Raw genomic sequence first — 16,305 nt, 5'->3', positions numbered from 1 at the left:
GCTATTCTGCCAGCAATACGGCTGTGCGAACCTTAGGCCACGGCTCGGGATCACCCCGGCCACTACCTGAGGAATCGCATGATGAAACTGTACAATTTAGCGCTCTCCGGCCACGCCCACCGCGCACTGCTGGCGCTGTCACTGCTCGGCATAGCGCATGAAACGGTCGAAGTTGACCTGCCTGGCGGCGAACATAAAACCCCGGCGTTTCTCGCCATCAACCCGTTCGGTCAGGTGCCGGTGCTGGAAGACGAAGGTGTTTATATCGCAGATTCCAACGCCATTCTGGTGTACCTGGCGAAGAAATTTAACCGCAGCGACTGGCTGCCGGAAGATGCGCTGGGTGCCGCCCAGGTGCAGCGCTGGCTGTCGGTGGCGGCCGGTGAACTGGCTTACGGTCCGGCGGCGGCGCGCCTGATTACCGTGTTTGGTGCCAAATTCAACGCGGAAGAGGTGCTGGCGCGCGCGCATCTGATTCTTTCGCGGCTGGAAAGCCATCTCAGCCAGCGTGAGTGGCTGGTGGGCGACCATCCCACCATTGCTGACATCGCTTTATACAGCTACCTGGCCGGAGCGCCGGAAGGCAATGTCGAGATGTCCGGTTACCCTGCGGTGAATCAGCTGCTGCGCCGGATTGAAGCGCTGCGCGGCTTTGTGCCTTTTCCGCAGACCGCCGCCGGCCTGCGCGCCTGACAGGAGCCAGCATCATGGGCGAGAAACTGATTACGCTGCCGGTATGGCATGACGGTGAAATTGCGCTGCAGCAGCAGGCGGGAGTGGCAGAACGTATGGCCGATGTCGGGCAGCGCGTGATCCGCGATTACATGCCCGATCAGCATCGTGACTTTTACGCGCAGCTGCCGTTTATCGTTGCCGGCAGCGTTGATGCACAGGGTGATGCCTGGGCCACGCTGCTGGAAGGCCAGCCCGGTTTTATCTTCTCGCCCAACGCCACCACACTGGATATCGCGGCCGGTCCTGACGCCAGCGATCCGGCGGCCGCCGGGATGACCGATGGCGCGCCGGTGGGCCTGCTCGGCATTGAGCTGCACACGCGGCGGCGCAACCGCATGAACGGCGTGCTGACGGCAATTGGCGGCGGCCTGCGCGTGCAGGTTGACCAGAGCTTCGGCAACTGTCCGCGCTATATTCAGCTGCGCGATTTCCGCTTCGACCATGCGCCCGGCAGGGCTTATCAGGGCGAGGTTGAGACGCTCAGCGCGCTGGATGACGCCGCGCGCGCCGCCATCCGGCAAGCCGACACGTTTTATGTCACCACTTATGCCGACCAGGCGCGCCGGCAGGTGGACGTTTCGCATCGCGGCGGCAAAGCTGGTTTTGTGCGCATCGCTGCCGATGATGTACTGACCATTCCGGACTTCAACGGCAACCTGTTCTTCTCCACCCTCGGCAATATCGTACTCAACGGCAAGGCCGGGCTGCTGTTTATCGACTACGCCAGCGGCGATGTATTGCAGATGAGCGGCGATGCCACGGTGATAACCGATTCCGCCGAAATCGCGGCCTTTCAGGGTGCCGAGCGGCTGTGGCGCTTTAGCGCGCGCCGCATCGTGCGCCGGCGCGCTGCCCTCGCCCTGCGCTGGGCCGATCAGCCAGACGGCATATCGCCCGCCTCGCTGATGACCGGTGACTGGCCGTCCGCCAGCGAACGCCTGCAGGCGCAGCAGCTGGCGGCGCAGTGGCGACCATTTCGCATCACGCAAATTATCGATGAGAGCGCGCAGATTCGCTCGTTTCATCTTATGCCGGATGATGGCGCTGGCGTGCTGCCGCATCTGGCGGGCCAGCATCTGCCGATCCGCCTGACGCTGCCGGGCAGCACTAAACCACTGATTCGGCAATATACGTTGTCAGTTGCGCCGTCGGATGGTTATTACCGCATCAGCGTGAAGCGTGAAGGTGCCGTATCACAGTATCTGCACGATGCTCTGCGCGTCGGCGATCGGCTGGAGGTGCGCGCACCGGCCGGCGACTTCACTATTGATGCACACGAAACGCGGCCAGCGGTGCTGCTGGCGGCGGGCGTCGGCATCACGCCGCTGCTGGCGATGCTGCGTCACCTGATTTATGAAGGCCGACGCCAACGCCGGATGCGCCCGGTGTATCTGCTGCAGTCGGCGCGTAATCTGGCCGAACGCCCGTTTGCGCGTGAGATCGATGCGCTGCTGGCAGCCAGCGAAGGTGCGTTGAAACTGGTACGGGTGCTCAGCCAGCCGGGCGAAGCCGAAGCGGGCGTGGATTATGACGTTGCCGGACGCATCGATATGGCACTGCTGTCGCAGGTGCTGCCCTTCAACGATTACGATTTCTATCTATGCGGCCCGCCGTCATTTACCCAGGCGATGTATGACGGACTGCGTGGCCTGAATATTGCCGACGCGCGTATTCACGCCGAAGCGTTTGGTCCGTCGTCGCTGCAGCGTCAGCAGGAGGATGCGCCAGCGCCCGCCGCGCTGCCGCCAGTGGCGACCGAAGCGGTGCCGGTGGTGTTTACAGAGTCGCTGAAAGAAGCGCGCTGGACGCCGCAGTCCGGCACGCTGCTGGAGCTGGCCGAAGCGCGCGGCCTGAGCCCGGCCTACAGCTGTCGCGCCGGACATTGCGGCAGCTGTAAAACCAGACTGGTGCAAGGCGCGGTGACTTACACTTCCCGGCCAGGCATCACGCTGGCGCAGGATGAAGTGCTGATCTGCTGCGCGGTGCCAGCGCAGGTCGAAGACAGGGACGCGGGGGTGCAGCTGGCGTTGTGAGGTGAGTGCCCCGCAAATCGTTTTGCCTTCGGTCAGATCACCATTCTGGCCGTGAGATCGTCATTTACCGCTGGCGTTTTTATTTTCTCATCCATGTACCGGTCCCTCTTTTGCCCGCGCGACCGCTTCCAGCACCCGTTCAGGCACAGAGGCGAGAAGATCTTTCGGTTTTTGATTTCCCAGCCAGCTATTCGGTGAGCCAAACCAGAGCGCCAGTGACCAGGGGGTTTTTGTTTCACCAAACAGCTGAATAATTTTCTTCATCTGCGGCAGCGGTTGCCCGCCTACGTCCAGCGCGTAAGCAGGATAAAGATCTTTGCCTTCAGAAGTAATGGCAAAAATTTTATCGGCCCGCTTCCAGCGGTTCGGTCAGATAGCCGTAGACGAGGACCAGAAAGTTATGCTTGGGTTTACCTTCAGCAACCTGACGTCTGAAATTTTCACGCTCAACAAAGGTGATCATGCGAGCGAGCAGTGGGTTAGCCTGAAAGCTAGGCTGATTAAGGTAGATTGGATCAAGATTGGTCAGACGATGGTGTTTAAAGCAGAAAAGAGTGAGTCTGCACCGCCTAAGTCGAATGCTAAAGAACGTAACTACGTTAATAATTCATTTAAACCAAAGCCCCGACTGGGGCTTTTAATTTATTTGTAGTTTATTGAACTAAAGGTTGGAAAATCTTGCATCCTTTCCATTTGATATTATTTTCCTTAAACTTGCCAAATGCTCATCAAGTATTGACAACTCTCCGGGATTTAGAGCTATAGCAGTTGATTGTGGAAATACAGGGAATTGGCCAGTTAAACAGTGTCTTGGCGCGACTCTTCTCAAAATACTCCCACCTTTATCATGCGCAAATAAAATAATCAAAATATCTACAGGAGACATCTTTAGTCCACCATTTGCGCCCACCGAATGAATGTTTAATAGGTATTTGTTTGTAAGTGAGTCAATATCATAATCTTTGACAGTATTCAGATCCTTGAGTTTTGCATCTAAAATGGCAGTAAAAGAATTACCCCACTTTTTAGATGTTACCTTTAATATAAAATCAGGGCAAAAATGGTGTCGCCCATATTTTATCGATCCGTAAGTATTACTGGTATCTATCAAATCTCCAGGTCGACTTTCGAGGCTGTAAGGATATATTTTAGCTTCATAGAGAAGCTCAATTAAGAACTCTTCACTTTCAAATAAGAAGTGATTATTGATCACTCCTTCAGGCCGATCAACATCAATGCCTCCGAAAGGATTAGTATCAGCGTGCTGTCTGAAATTCTGCACTGAGAGTTCAGTATCAAAAACTTTTGATATGCTTTTATGAAGCATCAGCAAGGCAGCAAGTTCGTAAATAATCGATAGGTTTTTTAGACCTAATAGAAGTTTGTTCTTAGAGAAGTCTGGAGCTTGCGCTCTGTAACACTTCTCGATTAAATGGAAAGCCTCCCTGTAATGATGTTTCCTTGCTGCGTAAGATGTCATATGTGGCGGTGCAATCACTTTGTATTTTGATGGGATTATTTTTAAGAACAAAACCCTTACATTTACTACCTTTAGAATTAAAGCTTCAACCTCTTTAATTTTCACATCTAAAGCCATTCGTGAGAACTTAGCCATTGTATGATCGAATCTGACATACTCATTATTTTCGGCATGGTGATGAGTTGATTCAGAAATGCTATACTGATCTTTTAATTGATATAAAAAATCTTCAGAAGCAGCAAGGAAAGAATTTATGACTCTATTTTCGTAAACATCATAATCACTTGAGGATATCTCTTTAGGTAACTTTTCGTAATGATAACCTCGATTATTAAAGTATATATTTACATCATCTTGATTTGCAGGAGACAGCTTATCTAAATTGGTTAGAGCCCAATATACCGAATCTGGTCCTGTCGGCTGACCATTTTCAGATAAAATAATTTCGCTTTTTATCAGGGATTTCCTGTCCCTTAAAAATTTATAGACTGAATCATTTAGATAGGATATTGCTTGTTCAATAGCATCTATTTTGTTGAAGTTATAACCATCCTCACCAACTAGGTCTGCCCCCTTTCTACTTCTTGAAAAGCAAATAGCAATCGCATCTTCCAGATTGGTGGTTAAAAAACTCAGCATTTCATTTGCTAAAGTGGCATTTTCTTTCCTTGCAAGAATATCAAATTTAGCACTTACTGCATCATCAAATTTATTATCAAAGTAAAGAGTGACTTCACTCTCCCCAAAGAAATTGTAAAAATACTTTGACTTATGCGAATAAATAGCCTCATTAGAAATAAAGTTAAAGCCATCATCATTGATATTCTCATCAATAATCATAATTAAAGGAATATCACCTACAACTACTGTGGGCGTACCTCTCAATGAGAGGTCTTCAGCATTCATCTTTACAGTAAATAATAATTTATCAGTTTCTTTAATCTGTATTGTTACTCCATGAGAAAGCTCAAATGATGAGCTTTCATCAATGGAATTGATGAAGACTTTCCACTGAATCATAAATTATGTCCATAACCAAACATGTTCTGGTTGCCATGATTTAAGACTCTTTTAAGCATCCTTATTGATTTTTCCATTTCATCTGGAATTATCATCAGTAATGCTTCAAGCCTTTTTCCAAATCCTTGTCCATATCCATTAAGTAAAGGAATAATGTGTTGGCAAATAGCATAGTCCAGCCCTAAATATTTACTCTCCATCGACATCAGTGGACCTGCAACATTATAATATGATCGAATCGCCTTTATTTTCCTATAAGAAATTATCACAGGAATTCCAAACTCAGGACTATCGTCTCTTAATGTCATGATGACGGATTGCAATATTTTTTCGATATCTGCTGGCATATCTAAACTATTAGCTTTAAATATTTCTATGAATTTCCTGCCACTAATTGCATCAGGAGCTTTTTCCAGTAAATTCTCAGCACCTAAAACATTCAAGTCATAGTTCTGTTCAAAATCATCAAAACTAATGATAGCAGCGCGATCGAGCAATCTTGGTGTCAGAGCCTGAACTGATTCGTCTTGGTTGATTGTCCCTAAGAAACGGAGGTAGTCAGGAATATTCAAATATGCTTTATCCGGGTTTCCCGTATTTAATATTCTTTTGGATTCTGGGTCAGCCATTTCGAGGAATGGACTAAAGTAGTGCTCGGGTTGAGATAAATTGAACTCGTCTAAAAGAATAATAGATGCCGCGGCATCTCTATTTTCCTCAAGTTCATAATTTAAGTGCTGGATAAGCTCATAAAGACCTGTCGCAGCAGGTGAGAATGACTGAGACAATGCATTATAGAATCCAATAATATCTCTTGATGATGTCCAACCTCTTGCCACAGGGATGTTTAAAAACCTATTTTTCAAACCCAAGCAATTACCTAACATTTTTGCTAACGAGGTTTTTCCTGTTCCAGGTAAACCACTAAATAGAGTAAACTGACATTGTGATATTGTAGTTAGAATATTTGCTGCTGTGGCATAGTCAGTTTTCCTGCCTTGCTTATTTAGATTTTCTAATACGGTATCGATAAAGTCTTCTCTAATATCCTCAATATCAGTTGAAGAATAACGTTCTTTTATCACAACATCATAATCAAGATGTTTTGCCTCTGCTCTTGGTCTTAATCCACATAATGCATCAACATCAGGTTTTAATTTGACTAATCTGCTTGTTAGGCTCTCATTATTTTCTTTAAGTTTAGCTCTTACCTCATCGACTTGTTCTTCCATTTGTTTCTTTTTATCACGGGCACGATCTCGATCGTTCTCAAGTGTCTTAATTTCTTCATCAATCTTATCGTATTCTTTAAATTTCTTATACTTTTCCTCCAAGGACTTAACTTCACTCATTAATCCATCGAGCTTGTTTCTCTCTGCGGTGATTTGAACTTCAATTTGTTTTCTTCTTTCATCAGTCAAATTAGAAATATTATTATCATTATTTAGCTCAAAATCATTCCCTAGTTTTTTTTCTAATTTCAAGTTCTAAAGCTTCTCGCTTCTGCTTCATTTCCTCGATTAATTCATGTTGTTTTTTTGTTTCTTCTGCTATTTTCTTCAGATGATTGGCTTTTTCCTCTTTAAAATAATCATCTTTATTTTGTGAAATATAATTTATTAAAACTTCCTTCCCCTCTTTTGTTGCTAGAAAACTTTGAATGAGTTCAGTTTTTGTATCATCCCATGCCAAGGAGTCTTCCAGGCATTGGAATAAGCGACTAAAGCGATTAGGAAATGTTCTATACTCAGTCATTGATGAGAAGTGTTTTCTAATCTGAGCTATAGTACCTTTGGTAAATGAGCGAAAATCCGAATTTAAAGCAATTTTATTCCCATAATTAGACATAATCTGGTCGTCAGTAATGAAGTCAATTTCTTCATCAAGAGAATCTATTACTTTTTTAACATTAGCTAAAAATACTGGGCCAAATTTATTATCTGAAATATATGCAACGCATTTTTGCGCACCGACTTTCCCTATATGATACTGAGGTATTTTACTAAGTGGAGTGCTAATAGACTTCAATGATAAGATATGTCTATCTGTTTTTTCGTCATATGTATTTGTGTAATCGAAAGGTCCATATATAAAGTTATCATCTCTAACTAATAAAGTTCTTGTTGCAGGGCTATCACTAACTACGATAATTGGTTCGTTTGGTGTTGGAACCTTTTCATCAAAAACCTGGCAAACTTGCAATCCTTTTATTTCTTCGCAAGAGCTAGCGCGTGTAACATATTTACAGTTCCCATCTTTTTGTTCAAACGTGGTAGGCATACATATCACTTCAAATAATGTATTTTTGAATTTCTCTTTAATGTCAGCATAGCCGCTTGTGACGAAAACTTGCTCAGTCTCGCAAAAAGGCTCGCTTTCATTAATTGGGGATATATCCCCATTATTTAGAATTTCAAAAAAGACTCTAAGCTTTCCTATCTGCTCTTCTCGTTCGGAGCTGTAACCTTTTTCAATAGTGCAAAGGACTCTTCTTTCAAGTTGACTCATTTTCTAATTTTCCATTTAAAATCAATGATTTAATTTCTTTTTCATTTTGAAACACACATAATAATTAGCAACATTTCATTGTGGTAATCAAGTCATTGACTACCTAACCTGCTAGAAAAACTATCTAAAGAACTTAAAAACCATATTAATACACACCACCAGAATAAAATCCCAAAAAAATTAAATTATCAAGCCTTTTATCCTTTCAAGTTAAGGAGCTGTGCCTTGAGTTCATTTATCTAACATCAGAACGGCTGATAAATGCATATATGCCTTAAGATTATCATTTTTTATTTATTGAACGAATAAAAGGATTAAGCGCGATGAAATCATTAAAAAGTGGTCACTTAAAGAATTTGAGGGATATGGAGTTATTCAATGCATAGATATTTTTTCCAAAATCATCATGATGTCGTTCTTAACGATTAGCCATTCATCAGTAGCTAAAATGAAATTAAAATCATAGGAGAAGCAATCATTTAAATTAAGCACAAACCATACCCAAACATCTTCAATTGAATTGAATCAATTAGAAGATTACGGCTTGATTCATTGAGGAAAAAATTAAGGGGAGAGCTTTCACCAAATCTAGACACAATAAGCATACTAGGAATTGAAGCCCGCAACGACGCCGAGCGCCATCACTACGCTGAACTCTGGGTAAAACAAGAATACGAGCGTACCGAAAAGGAACTCAAATTCCAGCGCGAAGTTGATGCTGCCTGGAAGCGCTTGATGCCCAACATGCTGTCGGTGAATATAGGCAACGCTGCAGGAATAGCGCATGACTCAGGTGGTCGCCTGGTGCTGTTCGTGCGTGAAGGAGATTGCCAGCGCTGCAATATCCGACTCTCCGCCGTTCTCGCTGATAAACGCCCCGTAGATACCTATCTTGTCGATAGTGAAGGCAGCGATCAGAAAGTCCGCAACTGGGCGCAACAGCACCGCATTCCCGCCGAGCAAGTCCGCGAGCGCCGTATCACCCTGAACCACGATGCAGGCCGCTGGATGCGCTACGGCAACGGCATCATGCCGGTTCTCCTCCAGCAAGGGGAAAGCGGATGGCATATCTCAGCGTTCTAACCGCCGCTTTGCTGCTGAGTGCCGCCAGCTCTGTGGCGTCAACCAACATGCAAAGCGTGCCGTCGGGTTATAAGAAAGTCGCGCTGCAACATGGCGTGCCTGCTGAATCACTCTACTCACTGGCGCTGGCTGAATCATCGCGCCAGCTGCCACACGGCACACGCCCGTGGCCCTGGAAAATCAACGCCGCGGGTAAAGGTTATCGTTATGAAAGCCGACAAGCTGCCTGGCAGGCGCAGCAGCAGTTTATGAAAATCCATTCGCTTAAGAGAATCGATGTCGGTATCGCACAGGTCAATCTCGGCTGGAATGGCCATCGCTTCAGCTCAACGTGGGATGCGTTTGATCCTTATATCAACCTGAACGCAGAGGCGCGCATTCTTCGCGAGTGCTGGGAGCGAAGCCCCGGCAGCTGGTTGAAAGCGGCTGGCTGCTATCACCATCTGGCTGGCGGTAAACCTGCTGCATGCTATCGGCAGATTGTCAGCCAAAAGCTGGCTTCACTAACGCCTGCTCAACCTCGCCCAATCATAACGCAGGCACCCGTCAACCTCGCGAGTAACCAAACACCTTCAACTGAAATCATCTGGACAGAACCCTGGAGGCAGCAATGAAAAAATTGGTGCTGGCTGGCGCCATCGCCGCACTGCCATTTCTCTCACATGCGGAACTCAACGTTATCGCTGATCTCGGCGGTCAATCGGCAGCGCCGTTTTATGAGGGAATCAACGCTGAGCCTCAGCCGCAACAACAATCAATCCAACCTGATTACAGCGAAGGTTCAGTGTTGCCAGTGGCAACACCTGAACTTACTCCCGGCATGGTTGAACCACGCGCTTTGGAGTTGCCGTGTATTGGGGCGCTGTTTCTTATTGGTGACGATGGTCAATCGCAGAAATGGTTATCACGCAATGCTGAACTAATAACCCGTCGTGGTGCGGTTGGGATGGTGGTCAACGTAAGCAGCCCGGCATACTTGCAGCAGTTGCGCCAGATTGCGCCCGATCTGCAGCTCGCACCGGTATCAGGTAGCGATTTGGCGCGCAGCCTCAAGTTGGAACATTACCCGGTGCTGATCACCGAGCATTCACTGAGCCAGCAGGTATCAGCCGAGTGATGGGATTCGCTAGATTGCATGGAGTGCCCCATGCAGCGCTGATGCTGCTTTCACTGTTCTTCATCCTTTCTCGAGCACTGCTGCGCGTGCGTGAGAACCGTACCGCCGAGCTGCTTACCAGCCAGCTGCCTGAAGTGGATGTGTATTCTAAAACGCTGGTTTCTGGTTACACCGACATCACCAACCAGGAGCAAGGCACCGATTTCACCTCCAATACGCAGGACCGCGTGAGCATGGTGAAAACGCCGATGCTCACTCCGGCTGACATCATCAACCAGCCCAAAGGCCAAGCGTTCGCGCTGCTGGAAGGCGGCAAGCTGTGGAGGATTCGCATGCCGCTGCCTGCTGCTGATAAAACCGATTTGATGCCGGAAAGCCTACAGAAGATTGCTGCTGAGATGCGCCGTAATTATCGCACCAGTGAAGCGTGGTGGTCTGGCGCTGCTGGCGCAGAACCGCCGGGAGGTGAATGATGCCACCACCAAACACTTCAGCACCTCCAGCTCGCGTTCAGCAGCCCAAAGAGCATGGCTTTTTGTTAAATCTGCTATGGGGATGGCCATGAAAGCTGATCGGCATGTTGCTGGCGTCGTTGCTTTTCAACCTGGTAATGGAGTACGTCGACATTGCTTTCTTCTGGCCAGAACAAGGCGCGGCGCATAGTCAGCAAGTGATGCAAATCGAGAGCGGCTATCTATCCACTGAGTTTACGCGCAGCCTGATGTTGTCACAGCCCACGGAAACAGTCACTGCCTGGGTAACTCAGGTTTATCAGTGGCTGGTTGTTGATAGCGGTTTGCAGGGATGGATCGCTCAGCAAAATCAGGCAATGGAAAGCGGTGGGAATGCCGTTGCCGCCGGATGAGTGCCGGTAGCCGCTGGCTGGCATCGGCGCTGCAGGAATATCTATTGGCTACGGTTTATGTCGCTGTGGTGACGCTAATCCGCGTGACGATTTTGGTGCTTTCAATACCGCTGTTTCTGATGGTGGTGCTGGTCGCAGTGGTTGATGGTTTGGGGAGGCGAGATCTGCGGCGCTATGGTGCGGCGTGTGAATCTAGCTTTGTTTATCATCATGCGAAACGCTTCGTTAAACCCGCGTTATATGTACCTTGCATGGTGTATCTGTCATGGCCATCGGCGGTTTACCCGAATCTGTTACTGCTGCCTGCGGCGCTGATGTTGGGAATGGCGCTGGCGGTGCTAGCAGCTTCATTCAAGAAGTATTTGTGAGCTGGACGACAGCGTGCGAAGCTTGACTTTGTGCGCTGTCGTCAGCAGGCAAGCCGTAGGCGCGGCAGAATCAAATCCGATTCCTATGCATTAATTTAGTGATTTCGGGCTTATAGTGTGCAGGGCTCATTTTTATCACTGACAAGTTGAGATAATATGTTTATCCTCGACGCTAACAACTGCTTTAATGGTATAATTTCTACATATCGAAAAATCGCCTAAAAAATAAAAAGTATAATCAGGAATGAAATTTAAAAAGGAGAAGTTAAATATGAAAACAAAAAATAAAAGTGATTTATGGATTTACGGTCGTGATTTCCTCAAGCCACTCACACAAATTTCCATGAATGAATTGGGTAAATCACCAAAAGTTTTCCTAGACTCTAATGTTTCTGGAAGGTATTCAACTTATTTTCACTCCTTAAGCTCATTATCGTGTGATATTATAACGGTACTTGCTGAAGTAGAGCAGTCCATCAATAATGAATCAGCTATTATAAACTCACCATTTGAGACTCTTCCTGATAACAGTGAATTAAGGGGGATCAAGGAGTCACTTCGCAAATGGCATGAGAATGCATTCAATGAGAATATGTTTATTCGCTATCAGGATTATATGAATAGCATACCTAAGTTTAAAGGGAGGAGTAACTTAGAAAGAATAAATTGCCTCATCAAGCATCATGAAGAACACTCTAAAAAAGGTGAGATTAGCTTTTATCTTCTTTTATGCCTTATGAATATAAGTTTAAATTGCGATAAAAATAATCATTTTAAAGGCTTGATTCATTACCCTCAATTTAAATACAGCTTAAAGGAAGTGAAAAACTTCCTGTTCGATCTTTTAATAATAGACACAATAAACAAACTCATTGACGATGGTGATAATGTATATTTTTGTACCAATGATGAAGGTGCAGCTTATTTCGCAAGCTACATTTCAAAGTTAACATTAATTATATCAATACACCACTTGCATGAAGAGCCAGGTAAACAAGGTTTGTATGGAATTGAAAATGAAGTATATAAAAACATTCTAAGTGATAAAGATCATCATGAAATAATCACAAACATAAGAACTGAAATTTATACCAGATGGAAAGGAAGTTATAAAAGGATGCATAAGTTCCAATACACACCAATTGCGAAAGCAATAAAAGTGGCATTATTTATCGATTAGGATTCTCAGTTGCTATTAAGTGACCGGAGCGATGTTTCCACCCCTGGGTTATGTCACCATTTCGCCCCGCGCCAACGACTGTTACTCCTGCCACCGAGGTTTATACTATCGTAATATTGCTATAAGCTGTTGTGCGTAATTTATATCAAATCCTATATGTTCAAAGCTCGACTTTGTTCTCTGTCGTCCGCAGGTTACCTACTATGGCGGCGCGGCAGAAAATAAGATACGCTAATTTCTCAACTATTATGGATGTCATGTATGAATACAATTATTGCTATCATCATACCTTTCGCTGCAGCAGCAGTTAGCTATTTAGCATATAGGAACAACATAAGAAAAGATGAAAGCGGTTTAATGATGGAAATGATGAAAGAGTTAGCGAAGGATTCATCAAATAAATACTCTGTCGAATAATTATTTTCTAAAATTTATAAAACAGACAACATCCAATTCAGGGAAATAGTTGTTTTGATGAGCCTTCCAACCCCTCTAAAAGCTATCAATAACCTGCTGATGGTTAGGCGAAACGTTGATGTTTTCACTCTTAACTCAGGAGGTGATGGGATTGTCGTTATTGCTAACGACGGTTGGGAGAGTAGTACAGCCATAAGCTTGAAGCGAAACTTTCACTTGCTTTTGATGATTGTTCTTTATTTTTTATCTGTTATTTTCTTTGGATTGTCATTTCGTTTCTTTTTAAATAATGATGCTGAAAGTCTAATTAGAGCTGCTACAATAGACAGTGGTATAGCTGTTCTAATCTCACTAATTGTGAATATTACTACTCCAGTAATTTGTGCAGCAGGAATGTTTCATTATGATAAGAAAGCCAACTCTATAACTCTTATTGGTCCTGCAAAAAGGTTCTTAGAAAACAGATAGCTTTTTACTTTATTTTTTTCATATATATCGTGTAGTCTTCTCCAACAGAGTTCTGTGCTAGCAAGATTATCTTATCCTTACTTTCTGAAATTTTTCTGTAAGATTGACTTTGACCTATAGCCGCAAGGGTGCTTTTACCTGTTGTGGCTTTAGTACCACCATTGCAAATGTCATAACCACTGACTTCTGAACCGTTTAACTTTAAAGAATTAGTCGAGAAGATCACATCCTGAGTAGTTGTGGTGATGTTTTCATCAAATTCTTCCCAGAAACCAGCTACATTCAAGTGGCAAGTAATATCGAAAGTCTTTTCATCCTGAAGAGTCATGTTGGCAATTGAATTATACTTTCCGTTTCTAAAATACGTTGTATTCCCAGTCACATTCACCATCATTCCTTCATTGTTGTAGTTATAATCATATCGCCACTGTCCAATTAGAAAACCTGTTTTTTCATTGTTAGATGAAAAAGGATGAAATCCAAAATACAATGTTAAGATGGTGGGGATATATAAAGATATTGCTTTGTATGAAACTAATGCCTTTAATAACCTCTTTATATTCATAATCGCCTATCAAATTTTATATTTGAACATTTAATTATTCACGGACATTTTTTTGAAAATATTACAACCTCATGTTGACCATATCATATCATGAGATCTTCTAATGAATGCAATGAAAAAAACAAGTCTGGCTGTGAGCATCGGTGCAATCTCTCTTCTAATTTTAACTGGAAATGCCTATAGCTCAGAACTCGATGAACTCTCCACCACCCAACGCCTTTTAGATCAGGTTCAACTCTCCCTCGACCGCGCCCGGACTGTCGCTGCACAGTCCGATCCCAATAACCGCCGCCGTTACCTGTTCGACTACAAGAAAGCCAGCGAAGACCTCAACACCATACGTGCTGGCATCGACCGCTACACGCAGCCTTCGCGTGCGCAACCGCTGGATTACGGCAAGGTCAGCGGCGATTACACGCGAGGCCGTACGCTATGGCGATGATTACCGCGCAGATTAACGCGTTTAAAAAGGCATCCGGCAACATCGATATTAGCGTTCTGTATCTGGTGTCCGTTGGGCTACTACTGTGCGTGCTGTTTCTCTGGGCAGCCTGGGCTGCAGTGGATGTCAGGCATGGACGGGAAAATACCTAAGTCAGGGATGCCGCGCTAGTCCGATTTGTTATCCGTTCTATGGCTTAACCGATCGTCTGCATCTGGATGTTCGCCAGTTAACGCAGCCATTTTTGAAGTGCTTTACCCGTCAGGTTACTTAAGAGGAAGACTCATACTGGATAGCTGAAGCAGTACAGTGACCTCAGCAGTCAAAGTGACCAGAAATCTAATGGTGCTTCAAAAAGCAAAAACCCAGCCATAAAGGCTGGGTTTTCAGAATGTTGGTGCCCGGACGCGGAATCGAACCACGGACACGGGGATTTTCAATCCCCTGCTCTACCGACTGAGCTATCCGGGCAACGGGGCGCATTAAACCTTACTCGCGCCGTACCGTCAAACGCTTTTCGGTAAAAATCAGCTGACTGCTGCCTTTTGCAGCAACCGCCGGACCCGATGGTAAAAACCTGCGCAACCGCGTCATTTAGTGGTGAATTTTTAGCCACCAACGCCGATAACCGTGCTGACATCCCATAACCATAATAAGGTCCACCATGTTCAGCACTATTACATCGGGAATCCTGTCGCGCCTCGCGTGGCAGAAACGCAGTCACAACAGCGCAACGCTCAGTTCGCTGCAGGAGGCCATCGCCATGGTCGAGTTTACGCCTGATGGTCACATCCTCACCGCTAACGCGCTGTTTCTGGAGCGCATGGGCTACACGCTGGCAGAAATTGTCGGCCAGCATCACAGCCTGTTCTGCACGCCGGATATGGTGCAGTCACCGCAGTATCGCGAGTTCTGGCAGCGTCTGAATCGCGGCGAAGGCTTCAGCGATAAGTTTTTGCGCGTGGCGAAGCACAGCCGTCCGATCTGGCTGGAAGCCAACTACGTACCGGTGCAGGATCGCCACGGTCGGGTGATTAAAATCGTGAAGCTGGCGAGTGATATCACCGCGCGCATCATGGATGCGCAGGAGCAGCGCGCCATGACCACCGCCATTGAGCGTTCGATGGCGGTGATTGCCTTCAACCTCAAAGGTGAAGTGCTGATGGCCAACGATAACTTCTTTAATACCATGGGCTATCGCGCTGATGAGATCATCGGTCGCCATCACAGCCTGTTCTGTCCGCCTGAGATGCGCACCAGCGAGGCCTATCGTCGCTTCTGGCACAAGCTCAATCAGGGTGAATATATTTCCGGCCAGTTCGAGCGCGTCAATAAGCAGGGCAACACCGTCTGGCTGCGCGCCACCTATAATCCGGTGTTTAACAGCGCCGGCGAGTTGTACAAAGTGGTGAAGTTCGCCACCGACGTTACCGCGCAGGTGGAAAAGAACCAGCTGGAGCGCGAAGCAGCGCAGCAGGCATGGCAAACCGCGCTGCATACCAGTGAAAGTACGCAACAGGGAGCGGCGGTCATTGAAAACAGCGTGCAGAATATCAATGCGCTGGCCAGCGAACTGCACGGTATTTCTGGTGATATCAATGATCTGAGCGACTCTTCCGATCGCATCGGCGCCATCGTGGAGAGTATTCGCCGTATTGCCGACCAAACCAATCTGCTGGCGCTCAATGCGGCAGTGGAAGCCGCGCGCGCCGGTCATCACGGCCGCAGCTTTGCCGTGGTTGCCAGTGAAGTACGCACCCTCGCAGCGAACATCAATCGCGCCACCAGCGAAATCGAGAATCGGGTGAGACATAACCACCTGCTGGCGGATAAGGCGCAGAAAGGCATCGCGTCGAACCTGAAACGTGCCGATCAGGGCGTAGTGCTCGCGCAGCAGGCGGGCGGTGTGATTGCCGAAATTCGCGGCAGCTCCAGTGAGGTGGTGCGCGCCATCAGCCACGTCGCCGATACACTAAAAGCCCCGCAGTAAGCGCAGCAGCGAGCGCTGGCCGGCGGTGACATAA

The 16,305-nt window shown here is 46.5% G+C and carries 16 protein-coding genes, 1 tRNA gene and 3 pseudogenes; 14 read left to right on the top strand and 6 right to left on the bottom strand.

Annotated features, from left to right (window positions below; translation table 11 throughout):
• Window positions 1–78 precede the first annotated feature (78 nt).
• Both KOL70_RS15310 and KOL70_RS15305 read left to right on the top strand, forming a co-directional pair.
• Window positions 79–693, top strand: coding sequence for a glutathione S-transferase family protein (locus tag KOL70_RS15310; protein ID WP_371824661.1), 615 nt, complete (start codon window positions 79–81; stop codon window positions 691–693).
• 14 nt (window positions 694–707) lie between these two features.
• Entirely contained in the window at window positions 708–2,768 is a 2,061-nt protein-coding gene (locus tag KOL70_RS15305; RefSeq protein ID WP_215480852.1) for a pyridoxamine 5'-phosphate oxidase family protein, read from the top strand.
• Window positions 2,769–2,855: 87 nt separating this feature from the next.
• Here the strand turns inward: KOL70_RS15305 and KOL70_RS23620 are convergent, their stop codons facing one another.
• Window positions 2,856–3,032 (bottom strand): antitoxin Xre/MbcA/ParS toxin-binding domain-containing protein, encoded by a 177-nt coding sequence (locus KOL70_RS23620; protein ID WP_254185846.1) that lies wholly within the window; start codon window positions 3,030–3,032, stop codon window positions 2,856–2,858.
• A 106-nt stretch (window positions 3,033–3,138) separates the two neighbouring features.
• Here KOL70_RS23620 and KOL70_RS15295 point away from each other — a divergent pair.
• Window positions 3,139–3,420: pseudogene (locus KOL70_RS15295) on the top strand (DUF3577 domain-containing protein); the annotation flags it as partial.
• 9 nt (window positions 3,421–3,429) lie between these two features.
• Here the strand turns inward: KOL70_RS15295 and KOL70_RS15290 are convergent.
• The 3 genes from KOL70_RS15290 to KOL70_RS23610 are packed head-to-tail and all read right to left on the bottom strand — an operon-like array spanning window position 3,430 to window position 7,776.
• Window positions 3,430–5,268 (bottom strand): hypothetical protein, encoded by a 1,839-nt coding sequence (locus KOL70_RS15290; protein ID WP_215480850.1) that lies wholly within the window; start codon window positions 5,266–5,268, stop codon window positions 3,430–3,432.
• Entirely contained in the window at window positions 5,265–6,752 is a 1,488-nt protein-coding gene (locus KOL70_RS23615) for an AAA family ATPase (protein WP_254185845.1), read from the bottom strand. The genes KOL70_RS15290 and KOL70_RS23615 overlap by 4 nt, the downstream gene beginning before the upstream one ends.
• Window positions 6,724–7,776, bottom strand: coding sequence for a hypothetical protein (locus tag KOL70_RS23610; protein WP_254185844.1), 1,053 nt, complete (start codon window positions 7,774–7,776; stop codon window positions 6,724–6,726). The genes KOL70_RS23615 and KOL70_RS23610 overlap by 29 nt, the downstream gene beginning before the upstream one ends.
• A 519-nt stretch (window positions 7,777–8,295) precedes the next feature.
• Between KOL70_RS23610 and KOL70_RS15280 the strand changes: the two genes are divergently transcribed.
• From KOL70_RS15280 to KOL70_RS15245, 8 genes and pseudogenes are all read left to right on the top strand, one after another.
• Window positions 8,296–8,859, top strand: coding sequence for a TIGR03759 family integrating conjugative element protein (locus tag KOL70_RS15280; RefSeq protein ID WP_215480985.1), 564 nt, complete (start codon window positions 8,296–8,298; stop codon window positions 8,857–8,859).
• Window positions 8,838–9,473, top strand: coding sequence for a lytic transglycosylase domain-containing protein (locus KOL70_RS15275; RefSeq protein ID WP_215480849.1), 636 nt, complete (start codon window positions 8,838–8,840; stop codon window positions 9,471–9,473). The genes KOL70_RS15280 and KOL70_RS15275 overlap by 22 nt, the downstream gene beginning before the upstream one ends.
• Window positions 9,470–9,976 carry an integrating conjugative element protein gene (locus tag KOL70_RS15270; protein WP_215480848.1) on the top strand — a complete coding sequence of 169 codons (507 nt, stop codon included), beginning with the start codon at window positions 9,470–9,472 and terminating at the stop codon, window positions 9,974–9,976. The genes KOL70_RS15275 and KOL70_RS15270 overlap by 4 nt, the downstream gene beginning before the upstream one ends.
• A gap of 77 nt (window positions 9,977–10,053) precedes the next feature.
• A pseudogene (locus KOL70_RS15265) lies at window positions 10,054–10,449 on the top strand (conjugative coupling factor TraD, PFGI-1 class); the annotation flags it as partial.
• Window positions 10,449–11,209: pseudogene (locus KOL70_RS15260) on the top strand (TIGR03747 family integrating conjugative element membrane protein). The pseudogenes KOL70_RS15265 and KOL70_RS15260, both read left to right, overlap by 1 nt.
• Window positions 11,210–11,480: 271 nt before the next feature.
• On the top strand, window positions 11,481–12,389 hold the full coding sequence (locus tag KOL70_RS15255) for a hypothetical protein (RefSeq protein ID WP_215480847.1): 909 nt from the start codon (window positions 11,481–11,483) through the stop codon (window positions 12,387–12,389).
• A gap of 261 nt (window positions 12,390–12,650) precedes the next feature.
• Complete coding sequence (locus KOL70_RS15250) at window positions 12,651–12,806, top strand: hypothetical protein (RefSeq protein ID WP_215480846.1); 156 nt, start codon at window positions 12,651–12,653, stop codon at window positions 12,804–12,806.
• 57 nt (window positions 12,807–12,863) lie between these two features.
• The gene (locus KOL70_RS15245) at window positions 12,864–13,274 is read left to right on the top strand and encodes a hypothetical protein (RefSeq protein ID WP_215480845.1); all 411 of its coding nucleotides are present in this window, start codon (window positions 12,864–12,866) and stop codon (window positions 13,272–13,274) included.
• A gap of 4 nt (window positions 13,275–13,278) precedes the next feature.
• Here the strand turns inward: KOL70_RS15245 and KOL70_RS15240 are convergent, their stop codons facing one another.
• Window positions 13,279–13,839 (bottom strand): hypothetical protein, encoded by a 561-nt coding sequence (locus KOL70_RS15240; RefSeq protein WP_215480844.1) that lies wholly within the window; start codon window positions 13,837–13,839, stop codon window positions 13,279–13,281.
• 103 nt (window positions 13,840–13,942) lie between these two features.
• On the opposite strand from KOL70_RS15240, the gene KOL70_RS15235 reads away from it, so the two are divergent.
• Together KOL70_RS15235 and KOL70_RS15230 are read left to right on the top strand one after the other, a co-directional pair.
• Window positions 13,943–14,281, top strand: a complete 339-nt coding sequence (locus KOL70_RS15235) for an RAQPRD family integrative conjugative element protein (protein WP_254185843.1) — start codon at window positions 13,943–13,945, stop codon at window positions 14,279–14,281.
• Window positions 14,272–14,433 (top strand): TIGR03758 family integrating conjugative element protein, encoded by a 162-nt coding sequence (locus tag KOL70_RS15230; protein WP_371824660.1) that lies wholly within the window; start codon window positions 14,272–14,274, stop codon window positions 14,431–14,433. The genes KOL70_RS15235 and KOL70_RS15230 overlap by 10 nt, the downstream gene beginning before the upstream one ends.
• Window positions 14,434–14,676: 243 nt before the next feature.
• Here KOL70_RS15230 and KOL70_RS15225 read toward each other — a convergent pair.
• Window positions 14,677–14,752, bottom strand: a tRNA-Phe gene (locus tag KOL70_RS15225).
• Window positions 14,753–14,945: 193 nt separating this feature from the next.
• On the opposite strand from KOL70_RS15225, the gene KOL70_RS15220 reads away from it, so the two are divergent.
• The gene (locus KOL70_RS15220) at window positions 14,946–16,271 is read left to right on the top strand and encodes a PAS domain-containing methyl-accepting chemotaxis protein (RefSeq protein WP_215480843.1); all 1,326 of its coding nucleotides are present in this window, start codon (window positions 14,946–14,948) and stop codon (window positions 16,269–16,271) included.
• The last annotated feature ends 34 nt before the right edge of the window (window positions 16,272–16,305 follow it).

It is taken from the genome of Pantoea sp. B270 (assembly GCF_018726825.1).
GTDB classification, from domain to species: Bacteria; Pseudomonadota; Gammaproteobacteria; order Enterobacterales; family Enterobacteriaceae; genus Pantoea; species Pantoea dispersa.
This window is presented reverse-complemented; position numbering and strand designations above follow the sequence as displayed.

Bases quoted from the DNA above. Each gene is read 5' to 3' on its own strand.
- KOL70_RS15250 (WP_215480846.1), top strand. From the start codon at position 12,651: ATGAATACAATTATTGCTATCATCATACCTTTCGCTGCAGCAGCAGTT.
- KOL70_RS15305 (WP_215480852.1), top strand. From the start codon at position 708: ATGGGCGAGAAACTGATTACGCTGCCGGTATGGCATGACGGTGAAATT.
- KOL70_RS15230 (WP_371824660.1), top strand. From the start codon at position 14,272: ATGGCGATGATTACCGCGCAGATTAACGCGTTTAAAAAGGCATCCGGC.
- KOL70_RS15275 (WP_215480849.1), top strand. From the start codon at position 8,838: ATGGCATATCTCAGCGTTCTAACCGCCGCTTTGCTGCTGAGTGCCGCC.
- KOL70_RS15235 (WP_254185843.1), top strand. From the start codon at position 13,943: ATGAATGCAATGAAAAAAACAAGTCTGGCTGTGAGCATCGGTGCAATC.
- KOL70_RS15245 (WP_215480845.1), top strand. From the start codon at position 12,864: ATGAGCCTTCCAACCCCTCTAAAAGCTATCAATAACCTGCTGATGGTT.
- KOL70_RS15270 (WP_215480848.1), top strand. From the start codon at position 9,470: ATGAAAAAATTGGTGCTGGCTGGCGCCATCGCCGCACTGCCATTTCTC.
- KOL70_RS23610 (WP_254185844.1), bottom strand. From the start codon at position 7,776: ATGAGTCAACTTGAAAGAAGAGTCCTTTGCACTATTGAAAAAGGTTAC.
- KOL70_RS23620 (WP_254185846.1), bottom strand. From the start codon at position 3,032: ATGAAGAAAATTATTCAGCTGTTTGGTGAAACAAAAACCCCCTGGTCA.
- KOL70_RS15310 (WP_371824661.1), top strand. From the start codon at position 79: ATGATGAAACTGTACAATTTAGCGCTCTCCGGCCACGCCCACCGCGCA.
- KOL70_RS15290 (WP_215480850.1), bottom strand. From the start codon at position 5,268: ATGATTCAGTGGAAAGTCTTCATCAATTCCATTGATGAAAGCTCATCA.
- KOL70_RS15240 (WP_215480844.1), bottom strand. From the start codon at position 13,839: ATGAATATAAAGAGGTTATTAAAGGCATTAGTTTCATACAAAGCAATA.
- KOL70_RS15220 (WP_215480843.1), top strand. From the start codon at position 14,946: ATGTTCAGCACTATTACATCGGGAATCCTGTCGCGCCTCGCGTGGCAG.
- KOL70_RS15255 (WP_215480847.1), top strand. From the start codon at position 11,481: ATGAAAACAAAAAATAAAAGTGATTTATGGATTTACGGTCGTGATTTC.